The organism is Methylovulum psychrotolerans (genome assembly GCF_002209385.1).
Classification (GTDB): Bacteria; Pseudomonadota; Gammaproteobacteria; order Methylococcales; family Methylomonadaceae; genus Methylovulum; species Methylovulum psychrotolerans.
Window position 1 is genome coordinate 3728038 of sequence record NZ_CP022129.1, and the last position, 15263, is coordinate 3743300.

Annotated in this window: 6 protein-coding genes; all 6 read left to right on the top strand. The window is 53.6% G+C overall.

What is annotated here, in order from left to right; genetic code table 11:
- Positions 1 to 7: 7 nt before the first annotated feature.
- The 6 genes from CEK71_RS16850 to CEK71_RS16875 all read left to right on the top strand — a co-directional run bounded on the left by CEK71_RS16850 (position 8) and on the right by CEK71_RS16875 (position 15107).
- Positions 8 to 8407, top strand: a complete 8400-nt coding sequence (locus CEK71_RS16850; RefSeq protein ID WP_088620467.1) for a glycosyltransferase — start codon at positions 8 to 10, stop codon at positions 8405 to 8407.
- A 5-nt stretch (positions 8408 to 8412) separates the two neighbouring features.
- Entirely contained in the window at positions 8413 to 9279 is an 867-nt protein-coding gene (locus CEK71_RS16855) for a sulfotransferase domain-containing protein (RefSeq protein ID WP_088620468.1), read from the top strand.
- A gap of 89 nt (positions 9280 to 9368) precedes the next feature.
- The gene (locus tag CEK71_RS16860; RefSeq protein WP_157679348.1) at positions 9369 to 10685 is read left to right on the top strand and encodes a hypothetical protein; all 1317 of its coding nucleotides are present in this window, start codon (positions 9369 to 9371) and stop codon (positions 10683 to 10685) included.
- 72 nt (positions 10686 to 10757) lie between these two features.
- Positions 10758 to 11912: a glycosyltransferase 61 family protein gene (locus tag CEK71_RS16865; RefSeq protein ID WP_088620470.1), complete on the top strand. Its 1155-nt coding sequence runs from the start codon at positions 10758 to 10760 to the stop codon at positions 11910 to 11912.
- 249 nt (positions 11913 to 12161) lie between these two features.
- Complete coding sequence (locus tag CEK71_RS16870) at positions 12162 to 12962, top strand: hypothetical protein (RefSeq protein ID WP_146054560.1); 801 nt, start codon at positions 12162 to 12164, stop codon at positions 12960 to 12962.
- 84 nt (positions 12963 to 13046) lie between these two features.
- Positions 13047 to 15107 (top strand): hypothetical protein, encoded by a 2061-nt coding sequence (locus CEK71_RS16875; protein ID WP_088620472.1) that lies wholly within the window; start codon positions 13047 to 13049, stop codon positions 15105 to 15107.
- Positions 15108 to 15263 lie beyond the last annotated feature (156 nt).

Genomic DNA, 15263 nt, shown 5'->3' on the forward strand with positions numbered 1-15263 from the left:
ATAGGATATGAAAAAAGTAATTTCAGTCACGCCTGACTTATCTGAAAATAAAATTAGCGAAGCTTCGGCCTTGGACAACATTATTGGGCAAGCTGCTGTAACAGCAGAAAACGGCGTAGCCGACCCAGAAACCAATACTGATACATCAGATTCTGAAGGGTTCTCTGGAGTAGCATTAGCAAATGGACAGGATAAGAGCATTGTCGGCTATATCGAATACTTAGATAAGTTACAAATTCATGGCTGGGTGATTGACAGCGAGGGCAGCCCTTTAAAACTCGCCCTCAGCATTGATAAACAGTCTTACCAAATCTCTTATACATGGCTGGATCGGATTGATATTGCCGAGCAACATGGCGATAAATACCTGACTTCAGGTTTTCGGATTGATATACCGCAAGGCCTGATTGATGTATTTGAACAGGCCATACAAAATGGTAAGCGTATCGACGTGACAGCCAACGGAATTACTTTATATAACAAAATTACCCAGCCATCGGCAGAGGTTGTTTTAGCCGCTCCAGAAGCGGACAACTTAACGGAAGCAGCAGAGCTGTCCGCCGAAGGCGTGGCCGAAGCTGAAGAAGCTACCGCCGAAACGGCGGAGCTACCCGCCGCCGAAGCGGTGGCCGAAGCCGAAGAAGTTCCTGCCGAAACGGCGGAGCTACCCGCCGAAGCGGTGGCCGAAGCCGAAGAAGTTCTCGCCGAAACGGCGGAGCTACCCGCCGAAGCGGTGGCCGAAGCCGAAGAAGTTCCCGCCGAAACGGTAACGCCAGCGAATGCCGAAGAACTGCCGTTTGAGCAACAGGACTTGACAATTATAGGTATTGTAGAAGAAATTGATGCCTTACATATCAGAGGCTGGGCAATTGCCCCAGACGCACAAGGTGCGTTAACCTTTTCCCTGCGCATTGGCGGCGTTAATTATCCATTGTCACCCATCTGGTCTAGTCGCGTTGATATTGCTTTCCAGCACGGCGAACAATTCTTACAATCTGGATTTAAACTGGATATTCCTAACAGCCTTGCGCCAACCTTTTTGCTTGCCCGCCAAAACAGCGACGATATTGACGTATTGGTTAACGGCACGCTATTAGATACCAGACTGCTGATGCCGTCCCCCAAGGTTTTTCCAAAAAATGCTGCCGCAGAACGGGTCACCGCGCCATCCCTGCAAACCTCACCCGCAACCGATAACCCAGAAACGGGCGATATAGGGCACACTAAAGCCCCAACCGTTGCCGACAATGCAGTTACAACGATACAACCTCCCATCGGAGCCACCACTGAAACCGTGCCGACGAGTGCGGGAAGCCTATCTGCTGCCGAAACTGATGCCCTGCTATCCGATAACCGTGAATCTATTATCGGCTATGCCGAACGGATCGAAAATACCGATATTTATGGTTGGGTGGTCAATTTAGAAAAAACGCCCTTAAAGCTGTCTTTATCTATTGATGGTGTGGTTTACCCAATAGCGCCTGTCTGGAGCCGACGTACCGATATTGCCGAAGCGTTTCATGATGATAGCTTTTTACAGTCAGGATTTAAGATTGAAACACCGGCGAGCCTTGCCGAAACCCTGTTATTGGCCCGCCATAATGGCTTGCAAATTGCCGTTATCGCCAATGACGTTATCCTACAAAATCAAATCCAAGACTTGGATTTAGACCACAAAGCATCTCCTGCCATTGCGCGTAACAATACGCCTATTACAATCAATGGTTATGTAGAAAACATCGACCAATTATGCCTTTATGGCTGGGCAATTAATCAAGGGCAGCCAAAAACGGCCCTTAAACTTTTTTTGCGTATTGATGGCGTTTCTTATGCGGTTACGCCAGAATGGCTTGAGCGCTTAGATATTGCCGGCACATTTGGCGAGGCATTTTTACAGGCGGGTTTTAAAATCACGGTTCCTAAGGCACTGATAGACACGTTTTTGCAGGCCTGCGAAAACGGCAAAGCGATCAGCGTGATTGCTAATGATGTCTGCTTGAACAATAGCAGACTCCCCAGTAATTTTGACCCTCATTTATTGGGCGCTGAACTGGCGACCGAGCCGAATAAATATCAAACGGTGTTTGCGATTAACGCAACATCAGGGGTTGAAATTGAGGCCGAAGATTTTCAAAAACTATTGACCGGACAGATCAGTTATCCCCTGCATGTCAGCCATAATGACCGTATTAATGCCCATTATTATTTGGAACGGGCCAAACAAAAGTTGATCGTCCACGACATCGGCGCGGCGCGGACGCTGCTAAAAATCAGCCTGACCTTCGGGCGGCAGGCGGAAGTGCTGGAGCTGCTCGGCAACACCTACTTCGAACAGAAAGACTACGAAACCGCCGCGCACCACTACGAAGCCGCCGCCGCCAGCCACGGCAACCCCAGCAAATGGCTGGTGTCCAACCTGATGCACTGCAAGAAGCTGATCAGCCATCCCAAAGAGGTCATCGAGGTGCTGTTGGCGGCCATTGCCCGCAACCCCGAATCCGGTAACCTGCGCGAGCGCTTCGACGAACTGGTGCACGAATACTGGATGAAGCAACAGGGCGCGTTGGAGGCCTACGCGGTCACCGACGACCGCGACGGCCTGGTCGCCAAAATGGCCGACGTGTCGTCGTTCATCTACAGCGCCTACCTGCAATTTTACGGCGCGTCCGAACAGCCGCAGTGGGTGGGCGGCTGCAACCTGGAGCGCGTGCTCATCGTCGGCGACTTCCACATCCAACAGTGCGTGCGCTACCGCATCGACCAGAAAATCGAGCAGCTGGAGGCGGCGGGCAAGACCGTCACCGCCGTGTCCTGGACAGACCTTGCCGACCAGCAGAACGCGCTGGCCTTCTACGACGTGGTCATCTTCTACCGCGTCCCCGCCGAGCCGCCCGTGCTCAAGGCCATCGCCCAGGTCAACGCCACCGGCCGTTTGTCCATCTACGAAATCGACGACCTGCTGTTCGACACCGCCTACCCGCCGCCGATCGAAACCTACGGCGGCTACCTGGATCTGAACATCTACCTGATGCTCATGAAAGGCATGGCCTCGTTCAACGCCGCCGCGCACTACTGCCGCTTCGGCCTGGCCTCCACGCAACTGCTCGCCGACCAGCTCGAAAAACGGGTGTTCGGCGGGCGCTGCTTCGTCCACCGCAACGGCACCGACCAGCACAACCTGTTCAAACACAAAGTGCATGACGGCGGCAAGGACACCCTGGACATCTTCTACGGCAGCGGCACCATGGCGCACAACAGCGACTTCACCGACCTCGCCCTGCCCGCCGTGTCCCGCCTGCTCGACGAATACCCGCAGGTCGGCCTGAAAATCGCCGGCTACCTGAAACTGCCGGAAAGCTTCCTGTCCGCCTACCCCGACCGCGTCAAACAGATGCCGCCCGTCAAAAGCATCAAAGCCTACTGGTCGATGCTCGAACGCGCCGACATCAGCCTCGCGGTGCTGCACGACGACCTGATCAACGGCTGCAAGAGCGAACTGAAATGGTTCGAGGCCGCCTGCTTAGGCATCCCCTCCGTGGTCAGTTCCACCGCCAACTACCGCGACATCATCAAAGACGGCGAGGACGGCTTCATCGCCGCCACCAGCGACGACTGGTACCGGCACCTGAAAGCCCTGGTCGACGACCCCGCCCTGCGCCAAGCCGTCGCCGACCGCGCCCAAGCGCGGGTACGCGCCGAGTACAGCACCGAAGCCCTCGCCGACAACCTGACCGCCGTGCTCGGCGCGGCCTTGGCGGCGGCGCAGCAGCCCGGCCAAAAACCGCGCAAAAAAGTCGCCCTGGTCAACGTGTTCTTCCCGCCGCAATCCATCGGCGGCGCGACCCGCGTGGTCGCCGACAACTTCGACCTGTTGCGGCGCGACTACGCCGATGACTTCGACATCACCGTGTTCACCTCCGACGCGGACTTCAAGCCGCCCTACCAGATGACCCAATACAACCACCAGGGGGTGCGGGTCTACCGCGCCACCGTCCTGTGGCGGGAAAACATGGACTGGCACCCGGCCGACGACAAGATGGGCGAACTGTTCACCGAATACCTTGAGGCCGAACGGCCCGACCTGGTGCATTTCCACTGCGTCCAACGCCTGACCGCCTCGGTGGTCGAGGCCGCCCGCAGCGCCCAGATCCCCTACCTGGTCACCGTCCACGACGCGTGGTGGATCTCCGACTACCAGTTCCTGGTCGACGCCGACAACACCGTCTACCCCGACGGCCACCCCGACCCGTACCAACCCTGCACGCCGCCCAACAACGTCAGCCAGCTCGAATCCGTGGAGCGCATCCTCTACCTCAAAGGCCTGCTGCGCGACGCGAAAGCGGCGCTGACCGTGTCCAACTGCTTCGCCGACATCTACCGGAAAAACGAGATCCCGCAGATCCGCGTCAACAAAAACGGCATCTCCGAGACCCTGGCCTGGCAAAGCAAAGACACCCGCCACACCGACAAGGTGGTGTGCGGGCATGTCGGCGGCATGGCCGAACACAAGGGCTACTTCCTGCTCAAGGCGGCGGTCGAGGCCTTACAGCCCGAACACCTGGAGATGCTCGTCGTCGACCATTCCCAAGAGGAAGGCTACCGCCTCCAGACCCACTGGGGGCAAGTCCCCGTCACCTTCATCGGGCGGCTGGGGCAGACCCGCGTGGTCGAACTGTACCGGCAGCTCGACGTGCTGTTCGCGCCGTCGACCTGGCCGGAAAGCTACGGCCTGGTGACCCGCGAGGCGGCGGCCTGCGGCTGCTGGATCGTCGCCAGCACCATGGGCGGCATCGGCGAGGACGTGGTCGAGGGCAAGTCCGGCTTCGTCGTCGAGCCGACCCTGGAGGCACTCACCGCCTGCCTGGAAGCCATCGACGACAAGCCCGCCGTGTTTAAGGGCAAAGCCCACTCGCCCGCCCTGCGCAGGGTCTCCGAGCAGGTCAAGGAATTAACTGACATTTATCTTGATAGGCCCCAAGAAAAAACGATTAACGAAATTAGCGGCATTGATTTTGATAGTATTTTTGAGGTTAACGCCGCGTTTGACAGGGAAATTTCCGTGCAAGACTTTGCGGACTTACAGGCAGGTTTAATTACCTTCCCGTTACGCATCAGCCAAGATAATGCCGTCAATTCAGCCTACTATTTGGCGCTTGCCAAAAGCTATTTAGATAGCCATAACATTAAATTAAGCATCCAATTTTTACGTTTTGCCGTATTCTTTGATAGCACAGCCGCTTATAGCGGTGACCTCGACGCTCTACCGGACTTACCGGAGCCGATAACAACGGAAGATTTTAACCGTCTCCTTAACGGCACTGCCTATCCCTTAAGAATCAGTGAAAATGACGGCATTAACGCCCATTATCATTTTGAATTGGCTAAGCATAATGTCGAGCAGGGCAAGTTGCAGGCCGCCATCAATTTTCTCCGGGTCGGTTTACGCTTTGAGCATCATGCCGAATCGCAACGCCATAGCGTAGCGCCCCTCAAACAGATTGATTTCAAAACGGTGTTCACTATTAACGCCAAATACGGCGTAGAAATTACCATAGAAGATTTTAGCAAGCTTTTATCGGGGCAAATCAGCTATCCTTTGCGGGTTAACAGGGATGATGCCACTAACGCCCGCTACTATCTGGAGCAGGCCAAGCAAAGGCTGATCGCCCACGACACCGGCGCGGCGCGGACGCTGCTGAAAATCAGCCTGACCTTCGGACGCCAAGCGGAAGTGCTGGAACTGCTCGGCAACACCTACTTCGAGCAAAAGGACTACGAGACCGCCGCTTACCACTATGAAGCCGCCGCCGCCAGCCCCGGCAACCCCAGCAAATGGCTGGTGTCCAACCTGATGCACTGCAAGAAGCTGATCAGCCATCCACGCGAGGTGGTCTTGGTGATGCTGGACGCGATCAGCCGCCATCCCGAAGCCAACGCTTACCGCGAGCGCTTCGACGAACTGGTGCACGAATACTGGATGAAGCAACAGGGCGCGTTGGAGGCCTACGCGGTCACCGACGACCGCGACGGCCTGGTCGCCAAAATGGCCGACGTGTCGTCGTTCATCTACAGCGCCTACCTGCAATTTTACGGCGCGTCCGAACAGCCGCAGTGGGTGGGCGGCTGCAACCTGGAGCGCGTGCTCATCGTCGGCGACTTCCACATCCAACAGTGCGTGCGCTACCGCATCGACCAGAAAATCGAGCAGCTGGAGGCGGCGGGCAAGACCGTCACCGCCGTGTCCTGGACAGACCTTGCCGACCAGCAGAACGCGCTGGCCTTCTACGACGTGGTCATCTTCTACCGCGTCCCCGCCGAGCCGCCCGTGCTCAAGGCCATCGCCCAGGTCAACGCCACCGGCCGTTTGTCCATCTACGAAATCGACGACCTGCTGTTCGACACCGCCTACCCGCCGCCGATCGAAACCTACGGCGGCTACCTGGATCTGAACATCTACCTGATGCTCATGAAAGGCATGGCCTCGTTCAACGCCGCCGCGCACTACTGCCGCTTCGGCCTGGCCTCCACGCAACTGCTCGCCGACCAGCTCGAAAAACGGGTGTTCGGCGGGCGCTGCTTCGTCCACCGCAACGGCACCGACCAGCACAACCTGTTCAAACACAAAGTGCATGACGGCGGCAAGGACACCCTGGACATCTTCTACGGCAGCGGCACCATGGCGCACAACAGCGACTTCACCGACCTCGCCCTGCCCGCCGTGTCCCGCCTGCTCGACGAATACCCGCAGGTCGGCCTGAAAATCGCCGGCTACCTGAAACTGCCGGAAAGCTTCCTGTCCGCCTACCCCGACCGCGTCAAACAGATGCCGCCCGTCAAAAGCATCAAAGCCTACTGGTCGATGCTCGAACGCGCCGACATCAGCCTCGCGGTGCTGCACGACGACCTGATCAACGGCTGCAAGAGCGAACTGAAATGGTTCGAGGCCGCCTGCTTAGGCATCCCCTCCGTGGTCAGTTCCACCGCCAACTACCGCGACATCATCAAAGACGGCGAGGACGGCTTCATCGCCGCCACCAGCGACGACTGGTACCGGCACCTGAAAGCCCTGGTCGACGACCCCGCCCTGCGCCAAGCCGTCGCCGACCGCGCCCAAGCGCGGGTACGCGCCGAGTACAGCACCGAAGCCCTCGCCGACAACCTGACCGCCGTGCTCGGCGCGGCCTTGGCGGCGGCGCAGCAGCCCGGCCAAAAACCGCGCAAAAAAGTCGCCCTGGTCAACGTGTTCTTCCCGCCGCAATCCATCGGCGGCGCGACCCGCGTGGTCGCCGACAACTTCGACCTGTTGCGGCGCGACTACGCCGATGACTTCGACATCACCGTGTTCACCTCCGACGCGGACTTCAAGCCGCCCTACCAGATGACCCAATACAACCACCAGGGGGTGCGGGTCTACCGCGCCACCGTCCTGTGGCGGGAAAACATGGACTGGCACCCGGCCGACGACAAGATGGGCGAACTGTTCACCGAATACCTTGAGGCCGAACGGCCCGACCTGGTGCATTTCCACTGCGTCCAACGCCTGACCGCCTCGGTGGTCGAGGCCGCCCGCAGCGCCCAGATCCCCTACCTGGTCACCGTCCACGACGCGTGGTGGATCTCCGACTACCAGTTCCTGGTCGACGCCGACAACACCGTCTACCCCGACGGCCACCCCGACCCGTACCAACCCTGCACGCCGCCCAACAACGTCAGCCAGCTCGAATCCGTGGAGCGCATCCTCTACCTCAAAGGCCTGCTGCGCGACGCGAAAGCGGCGCTGACCGTGTCCAACTGCTTCGCCGACATCTACCGGAAAAACGAGATCCCGCAGATCCGCGTCAACAAAAACGGCATCTCCGAGACCCTGGCCTGGCAAAGCAAAGACACCCGCCACACCGACAAGGTGGTGTGCGGGCATGTCGGCGGCATGGCCGAACACAAGGGCTACTTCCTGCTCAAGGCGGCGGTCGAGGCCTTACAGCCCGAACACCTGGAGATGCTCGTCGTCGACCATTCCCAAGAGGAAGGCTACCGCCTCCAGACCCACTGGGGGCAAGTCCCCGTCACCTTCATCGGGCGGCTGGGGCAGACCCGCGTGGTCGAACTGTACCGGCAGCTCGACGTGCTGTTCGCGCCGTCGACCTGGCCGGAAAGCTACGGCCTGGTGACCCGCGAGGCGGCGGCCTGCGGCTGCTGGATCGTCGCCAGCACCATGGGCGGCATCGGCGAGGACGTGGTCGAGGGCAAGTCCGGCTTCGTCGTCGAGCCGACCCTGGAGGCACTCACCGCCTGCCTGGAAGCCATCGACGACAAGCCCGCCGTGTTTAAGGGCAAAGCCCACTCGCCCGCCCTGCGCAGGGTCTCCGAGCAGGTCAAGGAATTAACTGATATTTATTTAATAGGATAAGCAAAATGACACAATTTGTTATCGGCATTGGTTCGCAACGGGCAGGTTCAACGCTATTGCATAGGATTTTGGAACAATGTTCGCCCATTTACATGAATCCGGTTAAGGAATTGCATTATTTTGACACCTTATTTCATGTCCGCCATGAGTCAGTGTTAAAACACTTTTCAGTCAACCAATTAAATCGGGAAATTGACCGACTAGTCAAAGCAGAAGATTTTGCTTTTGTGAATAAGCGTTATAAAAATTCCTTGCGTGCCAATTTTCTGTTGGCAACCAAACCGATCCAGAAAATTGACTATATCGACCTGTTCAGGCCCGTAGCCAAGCATTATGATATGCTTGGGGAAATTACCCCGGAATATATGATTTTACCTGAGCCGGGCATCCGCAAAATGCGCGAGGTAGTCGGTGAGGATGCCAAAATTTTGCTGCTGGCCAGAAATCCGGTAAAGCGCTTTGTTTCCGCTTTTAAGCTGTTAATGTACGGGTTGCCTAATTCCGGCCAGTTGGTGTTTGAGGAAGAAATGCTGAAAATCCTTGATACAGGTGGAGAATGGATGCGGGTGCAAGACGCGCTCAATGATTATGCAACGGCACTGACCCTTTATCGGCAAGAATTCCCCCACGTTTTAATGCTTAGCCATGACGCGTTGTTTGGTGACGTAGAAGGGACAGCGGCCACTTTGGCGGAATTTTTGGAAATCCCTATTTCCTTAGGCAATTACCAAAAAATTGTCGGCACCAAGGTAAACGCATTGGATGAAACCAAAGAGTTGTCCGATGCGACGCTCGCCCTGTTGCAAACACGTTATGAATCCAACCAACAGTATTTGGATAGTTTTTTTGGCGAAGGTAACTGTGTGGCCTAATAAGCCCGATGGCGAAGATAATGCAAACTATCGGCGTTAATCAGGGTTATTTATCTTAAGTATCGTTATTGGATTTTAGGAGCAAGTGGATGAAGCGGTGTGTAATTCATTTTGGCATGTTTAAAACGGGATCTTCCTCAATACAGCATTCTTTTGCAGAGCAATTGGGCGACCAGCACTGGCATTATCTGAAATTGGGTAGCCCGAATCATGGCGGTGCTTTTAGCCGGCTGTTTGCCGAAGACCTATCGGCAAGGCGACACGTCATTTTTGAATCCGACCTGCAAGGGCTGGAGGCAAAAAAACTTAAGCTTAAAAAACGCTTAGCCAAGCAGCTCTCCGGTACTGCCGAGAATTTTTTGGCCTCCGCAGAATGGTTCAGTTCTAATGCCTTTAAACCGGCACATGTGGCGCAATTGCAGCATTTATTCTTAGATTATGTCGACCAGGTAGAAGCGGTCGGCTATATCCGGTCACCTAAAGCTTATATGGAAAGCGCGTTTCAAGAAACGTTAAAACACGGGGCGAAAGGCCAGTTAAACTTTGCTAAGCTGTATCCTAGGTATCGGGAGCGTATTGAAAAGTTTGACCAAGTGCTGGGTAAAGATAAGGTGCGGGTATGGAAATTTGATCCTAGCACCTTTTACAACGGCTGCGTGGTACAGGAATTTTGTCGGCAATTGCAGATTGATTTTCCGGTGGCGGACATCAAAAGGATTAACGAAAGTTTGTCTTACGAAGCGACAGCCTTTTTATATACCTACCGCGCTTATGGACCAGGGTTTGGGGAAGGGATCGCCGCCATTGCCGAGAATAAACTGCTGATTGCCCGTTTGGCGCAGTTAAAAGGCCGAAAGCTCCGGTTTTCTTGGTCGGCAGTCAGCCCGGTATTGGAAGCAAACCGTGATGATATCCACTGGATAGAAGAACGGGTAGGCGTTTCGCTGGATGAAAATGAGCCGGAAAGCCCCGATGCGGTCAAATCGCCGGAAGATCTGTTAAGGTATAGCCCGGAGAGCTTGGTCTGGTTGGCCGAACAATTGGGCGATGCTAGCCTAGTTTCTGATGGGGTGCGGATAACGCCGAAAAAAGTGGCTGTTTGGCTACATAAATTACGCCTTAAACTGGCTCAAGAAGCGGGTTTGGCCGTTATGGCTGCGGATGGCAAACGCTCCCGTTTAACCGTCAGCACCTTAGCGGGCTTAGTGAAACAAGCCTCCCCAACCCTGCAAAACCTTTCCGATGCCGATACCGACCTGCTGCTGAGCGAGGCGTTTAAGCACATTATCGGACGGATCGATACGGATAACAACGTGCTGGTTGAAGGCTTGGGCGTATTCAAAACCTCCGAGAAGGGCGACAAGAAAACCGCTAAGAAAATAACGTTCCATATCAAAAAAACGTAGCCTGATAGGTTCTGGCAGAAGCACTATAGCGGACTGTGGCTAGCGAAAACTCACGAGGTATAAAGTAGATTCATGGATTTAGTAATAAAAAAGAACGCATTAGTGGTGCCGCAAACGTTATATAAGGACTTTGGTGCGGGTATGGGGCAATTTGCCCATGGGGTGGTGCGCGATCAGGGCGACCCTGATTATTTTGCCCACATGCGCAATGGCAAAGCTTTTATTAACGAGAAACTCCAAGCACGCCACTTACAGGAACAGCCGGAAAAATTGGCGGGCAAGTGGTTATACTTGGGGGGGTTGCATAACCATTTCGGGCATTTCTTGGCGGAATGTATCCATCGGATATGGGCTTGGCACGAATACCGTGACCAGTGTTCTGGCGTATTGTTTCTCCCTAATATCAAGCAATTTGAACTGGGGCACCATTTGCCCGGTTATTCAAAAGCCATCTTAGATTTCTTAGGCCTTGAAGAAAGTGCCATCCGCTATGTGACCCAACTGACGGAAGTGGAAGAGCTTTTGGTGCCTGAACCGGGTTCCCAACTGTTTGTTGCCGCTAAGGCGGACTATATTAAGTTTTTGGCCACCTTGAAATTGGCGCAGCGCTTACATAGGGAAGCATTGCCGTCCGGCTATACGCCTAAGGTTTTTGTGTCGCGCAAAAAATACCGTATGAACGGTTCGATTGCGGGCTTGGATGTGCTGGAAAACAGTTTGCAGCAAGAAGGCTATTTTATTTTTTATCCCGAAAATTATCCGATAGCCGTCCAGCTTAAAGTCTATCAGGAAGCGGAAAAGATTATTTTTGAAGAAGGTTCCGCCGTGCATCTGCTGGAACTGTTTGCCAAAATTAAGGCGGATGTGTTGTTGATTAAGCGCCGCCCCAGTTCCAGGTCGTTTGATTGCGTTTTTAAGCCGCGTACCAAATGTTATATCAAATATATTGATGTCATGACACCGCCGCCGTTGACTTCCGCTAAATTCGCCGATGTCAACGCCTTGTCTTTAACCGACTTGGACAATTTAGGGCAGTTTTTAGTCGCCCAAGGGTTTGCCTCGGCCGCCTTAGCCATTCCCCTGGATTGGCGGGATAAAGTCAAGGCGGACATTTTGGGCTATCTGCTCAAAAATGCCCGGCTTGAGTCGCCTAGCATGGATGAATTCATTGTCGGCTATCTGCAAAGTATCGACGATTTTTTCCAACAAACGGATAATCCGGCTTAATGGACGCTGTTTTGGTTATCGGCCTGGGTAAAAAAATACAACTATAATTATTTACGTTTAACCGACTGGGTCGGCTTTGGGGGAGTCATAGTGAAACATAAAATCATCATTCATATTGGGGCGCATAAAACGGGGACGACTTCAATACAAATGAAATTGGATAAAGATAGGGAGCTATTGCACACGAGGGGCGTTTATTATCCCAAATCAAATTTCCAATTACATGGCCAGCATAAACTGGCCTTTGCCATGAAAAACCCTAAAGATGAGGCAAATTTAACCGATTGCCTTAAAGCGTTAACACAGGAACTCAATAGCCTTAATGAGGGTATGTTAGTGGTACTGTCAAGCGAGGAGTTTTTTACGGCCCCATTGGAGAGCATCAGGCAATTAAAGCAAAGCCTTAACCCGTTTGACGTGCATATTTTGGCATTTGTCAGACGGCAAGATAACCAGTTTGTGTCTTTTTATAATGAACGCGCCAAGGGCTTAAGGAATAACTTTACCCAACCGGCGCAGCGTTTCTTAAAAAACCCTATTTTATTAAGCGATGAACTTGATTATCTGCACTTTTTGAACCAATGGGCGTCGGTGTTCGGCGCAAAAAAATTAAAAGTGCAACAGTATGAAAGCTACAGCAATGTCGTTGCCGGCTTTTTTGAGGCGATTGGCCGTAAAGGCTGTTATATTGAAGACGGTTCAGGGACTAACCGAAAAAATATCTCGGTCAATTTGGAAGTGTTAGAGATTTTAAGGCTGGTCAAGCAACTGACCCACGATGTAGCGGTCAGAAAAAAAATCTTGGTGGATGCCAAGACTTTTTTTGTTAATGGCACACCCGCACAAAAACTGATCACGTCGGAACAACGGGTGGCAATATTAGATTTTTTTAAAGACTCTAACGAAAAGTTATTTAAAAAATATTTCCATCAGAGTAACCAATACAGCAGTGACCATATTGTTGCCGAAGAAGATGCCGTCAAATTGAAGCCAGCGGACATCGTCAACTTCATGTTGTCCTATGTCAAGGCTGACAGTATTGATGACTAAGTTGTTTAATCAGACCGTTGCCCATGCCAACACCGCATAATTTCAGCCAAACCTTTGGTTTGGCGACTACATAGAGGATCAGCGATGCCAGCAAAGCCATGCCGGGTTACTCCCCAACGTCGTTTTTGCCGTATTTTTTTAACCGCCTTGCTAACGGTGGGGAGCGGTGAGGTTTTTGCTGGCTTGCCGCCATTGCCGGACACTTATCCTATGGCCATGACGTTTCATGCGTTCGATAAAATCAATAAGGGCAGCCCTGCATTTGACGACGCGCTAGGCAAGCAAGCGCCTTATCTTTTCATCCATGGTGCCGGCAACGCCCAAAAGACCCATGCCGTGAAGGCCCGTTGGCCGGATAAAATCGTCACTTTACAGGATGCTTACGGCGGCGTGTCGGAAGAGGATTATGCCAATGTCTGGCCCGGACATTTATTGTACAAGCCTGGCACCTTAAGCAGCCAAAACATTAGCCCGCAAGATACGGTCATCAGCGTCCAAGACCCCAGCTTGATCGTCAAAAATGCCCGCCGTCTGGAAAAAATGCAGAAAAAAACGCCGTTGGCGTTAATCATTTATGCCTTAGATAAAGCCGGGAAACCGGATTGGTCCCATGCCGAACACCTGGTAGCCGAACGTATCGACGGGCAAAAAATCACCGTCAAACGCGGACAATGGGGCAGTAAAGCTTTGGCGTTTGAAGCCGGAAAAACGGTTATTGCCCCGCACATGATGTTTTGGGCGCGGCAATGGCAAGTTAACTTCAGCCTGCATAGCCCTAGGGGAGGCGCTGGCAACCTGACCGCCGCCGAATGGTATGCCCGCCATGCTGCCGACAATTTGGCACAAGCGTCTGCCGACGGCATTGAATTTGATGTGGGGCGTTGGACGTGGGGGGCACCCGAACAACAGGCAATGGATATTGATAATGACAGGGTTGCCGACTATGGTTATCTTGATGGGGTGAACAGTTTTGGTCTGGGCGGGCGGGTGTTCTTCCGGGAATTGCGCCGCCTCGTAGGCCCTGACAAAATTATCCAAGCAGACAGCAATGATGCCATGTTCGGTGTCCGGGGTTGGCAGTACCTTAACGGTGTGCAATTGGAGTCGTTCCCGGCCGCCAACCATTTTGACCGTTTCTCGACGGCATTTTTACATTTACGGATGTGGGCGGAAAATGCCCAAGCCTTACCGCATATCAGTTATCCGTTTACCAAAACCCCGACGACCGTCTATGCCAATGCGCGTAATGCGGACGGCTCAAAAACCGATGCCCGCTTTCGGATAGGCCTGGCCGCCGCTTGCCTGACAGGTATGCCGCATCCGTTTGCCAGCCTGGGTAACCTAAAATTTGATCCTGCCAACGTTATCGCCAACGACGACGGCAGCAACCAACATTTTGGCGTGTTCGCTTGGGACGAATACCAAGGCGGCGACCGCCATGACTGGCATTGGCTAGGCCGCCCGCTGGCCCCGGCACAACAAGACTTAAGTGATCTGGGCACAGCCGATTTGCTGACGGGTACGTCATGGCGCTGGGTGACCGACAAAGGGTTTACGGCCAAGCCGAGCGGACAAAACGCCATGACGGTCGAGCATATCCCCGCCAATATCCTGCCGGAGCAAATGTGGTATGGGGTGCGCTATGAGCCCAACGGCGGCTTAAAAACCTTGCAGGCCAACCAAGACTACACGCTCGTCTTCGATGCCCAGGGTGATGACAGTTGGCATTATGCCGGCCAAGATTTTGCCCAAGTACCCCGGATGCTGGTCATCAGCGGGGCTGCCGATACCAAAAAAGCCGCTGCGCCGCTGTCGGTTTTAATCGACAGCACACCGCGGACTTATCGGGTCAGTTTTGTGGCCGACGGCAGCCCTGCGGCCGTGTTCGGCATCGCTGAACAGCTCGGCAAAACGACTTTAAATGCCGTCAAACTGTATGCGGGCAGTGCCGAACACTGGTCGCGCGAGTTTGCCAACGGCATGGTTTTGTTAAATATGGGCCATAAGCCTTGGCACGCCACTGTGCAAAAAGACCTGTACCGCCACCTGAAAGGTACGCAAGCCCCAGAAGTTAATACAGGCGAAACCGTCGGCAGCGATGTGCTAGTGCCGCCACAAGATGCGGTATTTTTAATAAAACGCTAATTATAGAGACTTAAATGGCGATATATTTTCTTTATCCTTAATAGGCTATGTTTTGTTAGGATCTTTATTGATATTTTATATCAATAAGTTATATTTTATTTGCCAATAAAAATTGTATTGCTTTATTTGTTTTAATGGGGCAATATATTGCCTGAC

Excerpts from the sequence above, each read along its gene's own strand:
- CEK71_RS16850 (WP_088620467.1), top strand. The coding sequence starts at position 8 with ATGAAAAAAGTAATTTCAGTCACGCCTGACTTATCTGAAAATAAAATT.
- CEK71_RS16870 (WP_146054560.1), top strand. The coding sequence starts at position 12,162 with ATGAAAAACCCTAAAGATGAGGCAAATTTAACCGATTGCCTTAAAGCG.
- CEK71_RS16875 (WP_088620472.1), top strand. The coding sequence starts at position 13,047 with ATGCCAGCAAAGCCATGCCGGGTTACTCCCCAACGTCGTTTTTGCCGT.
- CEK71_RS16860 (WP_157679348.1), top strand. The coding sequence starts at position 9,369 with ATGAAGCGGTGTGTAATTCATTTTGGCATGTTTAAAACGGGATCTTCC.
- CEK71_RS16865 (WP_088620470.1), top strand. The coding sequence starts at position 10,758 with ATGGATTTAGTAATAAAAAAGAACGCATTAGTGGTGCCGCAAACGTTA.
- CEK71_RS16855 (WP_088620468.1), top strand. The coding sequence starts at position 8,413 with ATGACACAATTTGTTATCGGCATTGGTTCGCAACGGGCAGGTTCAACG.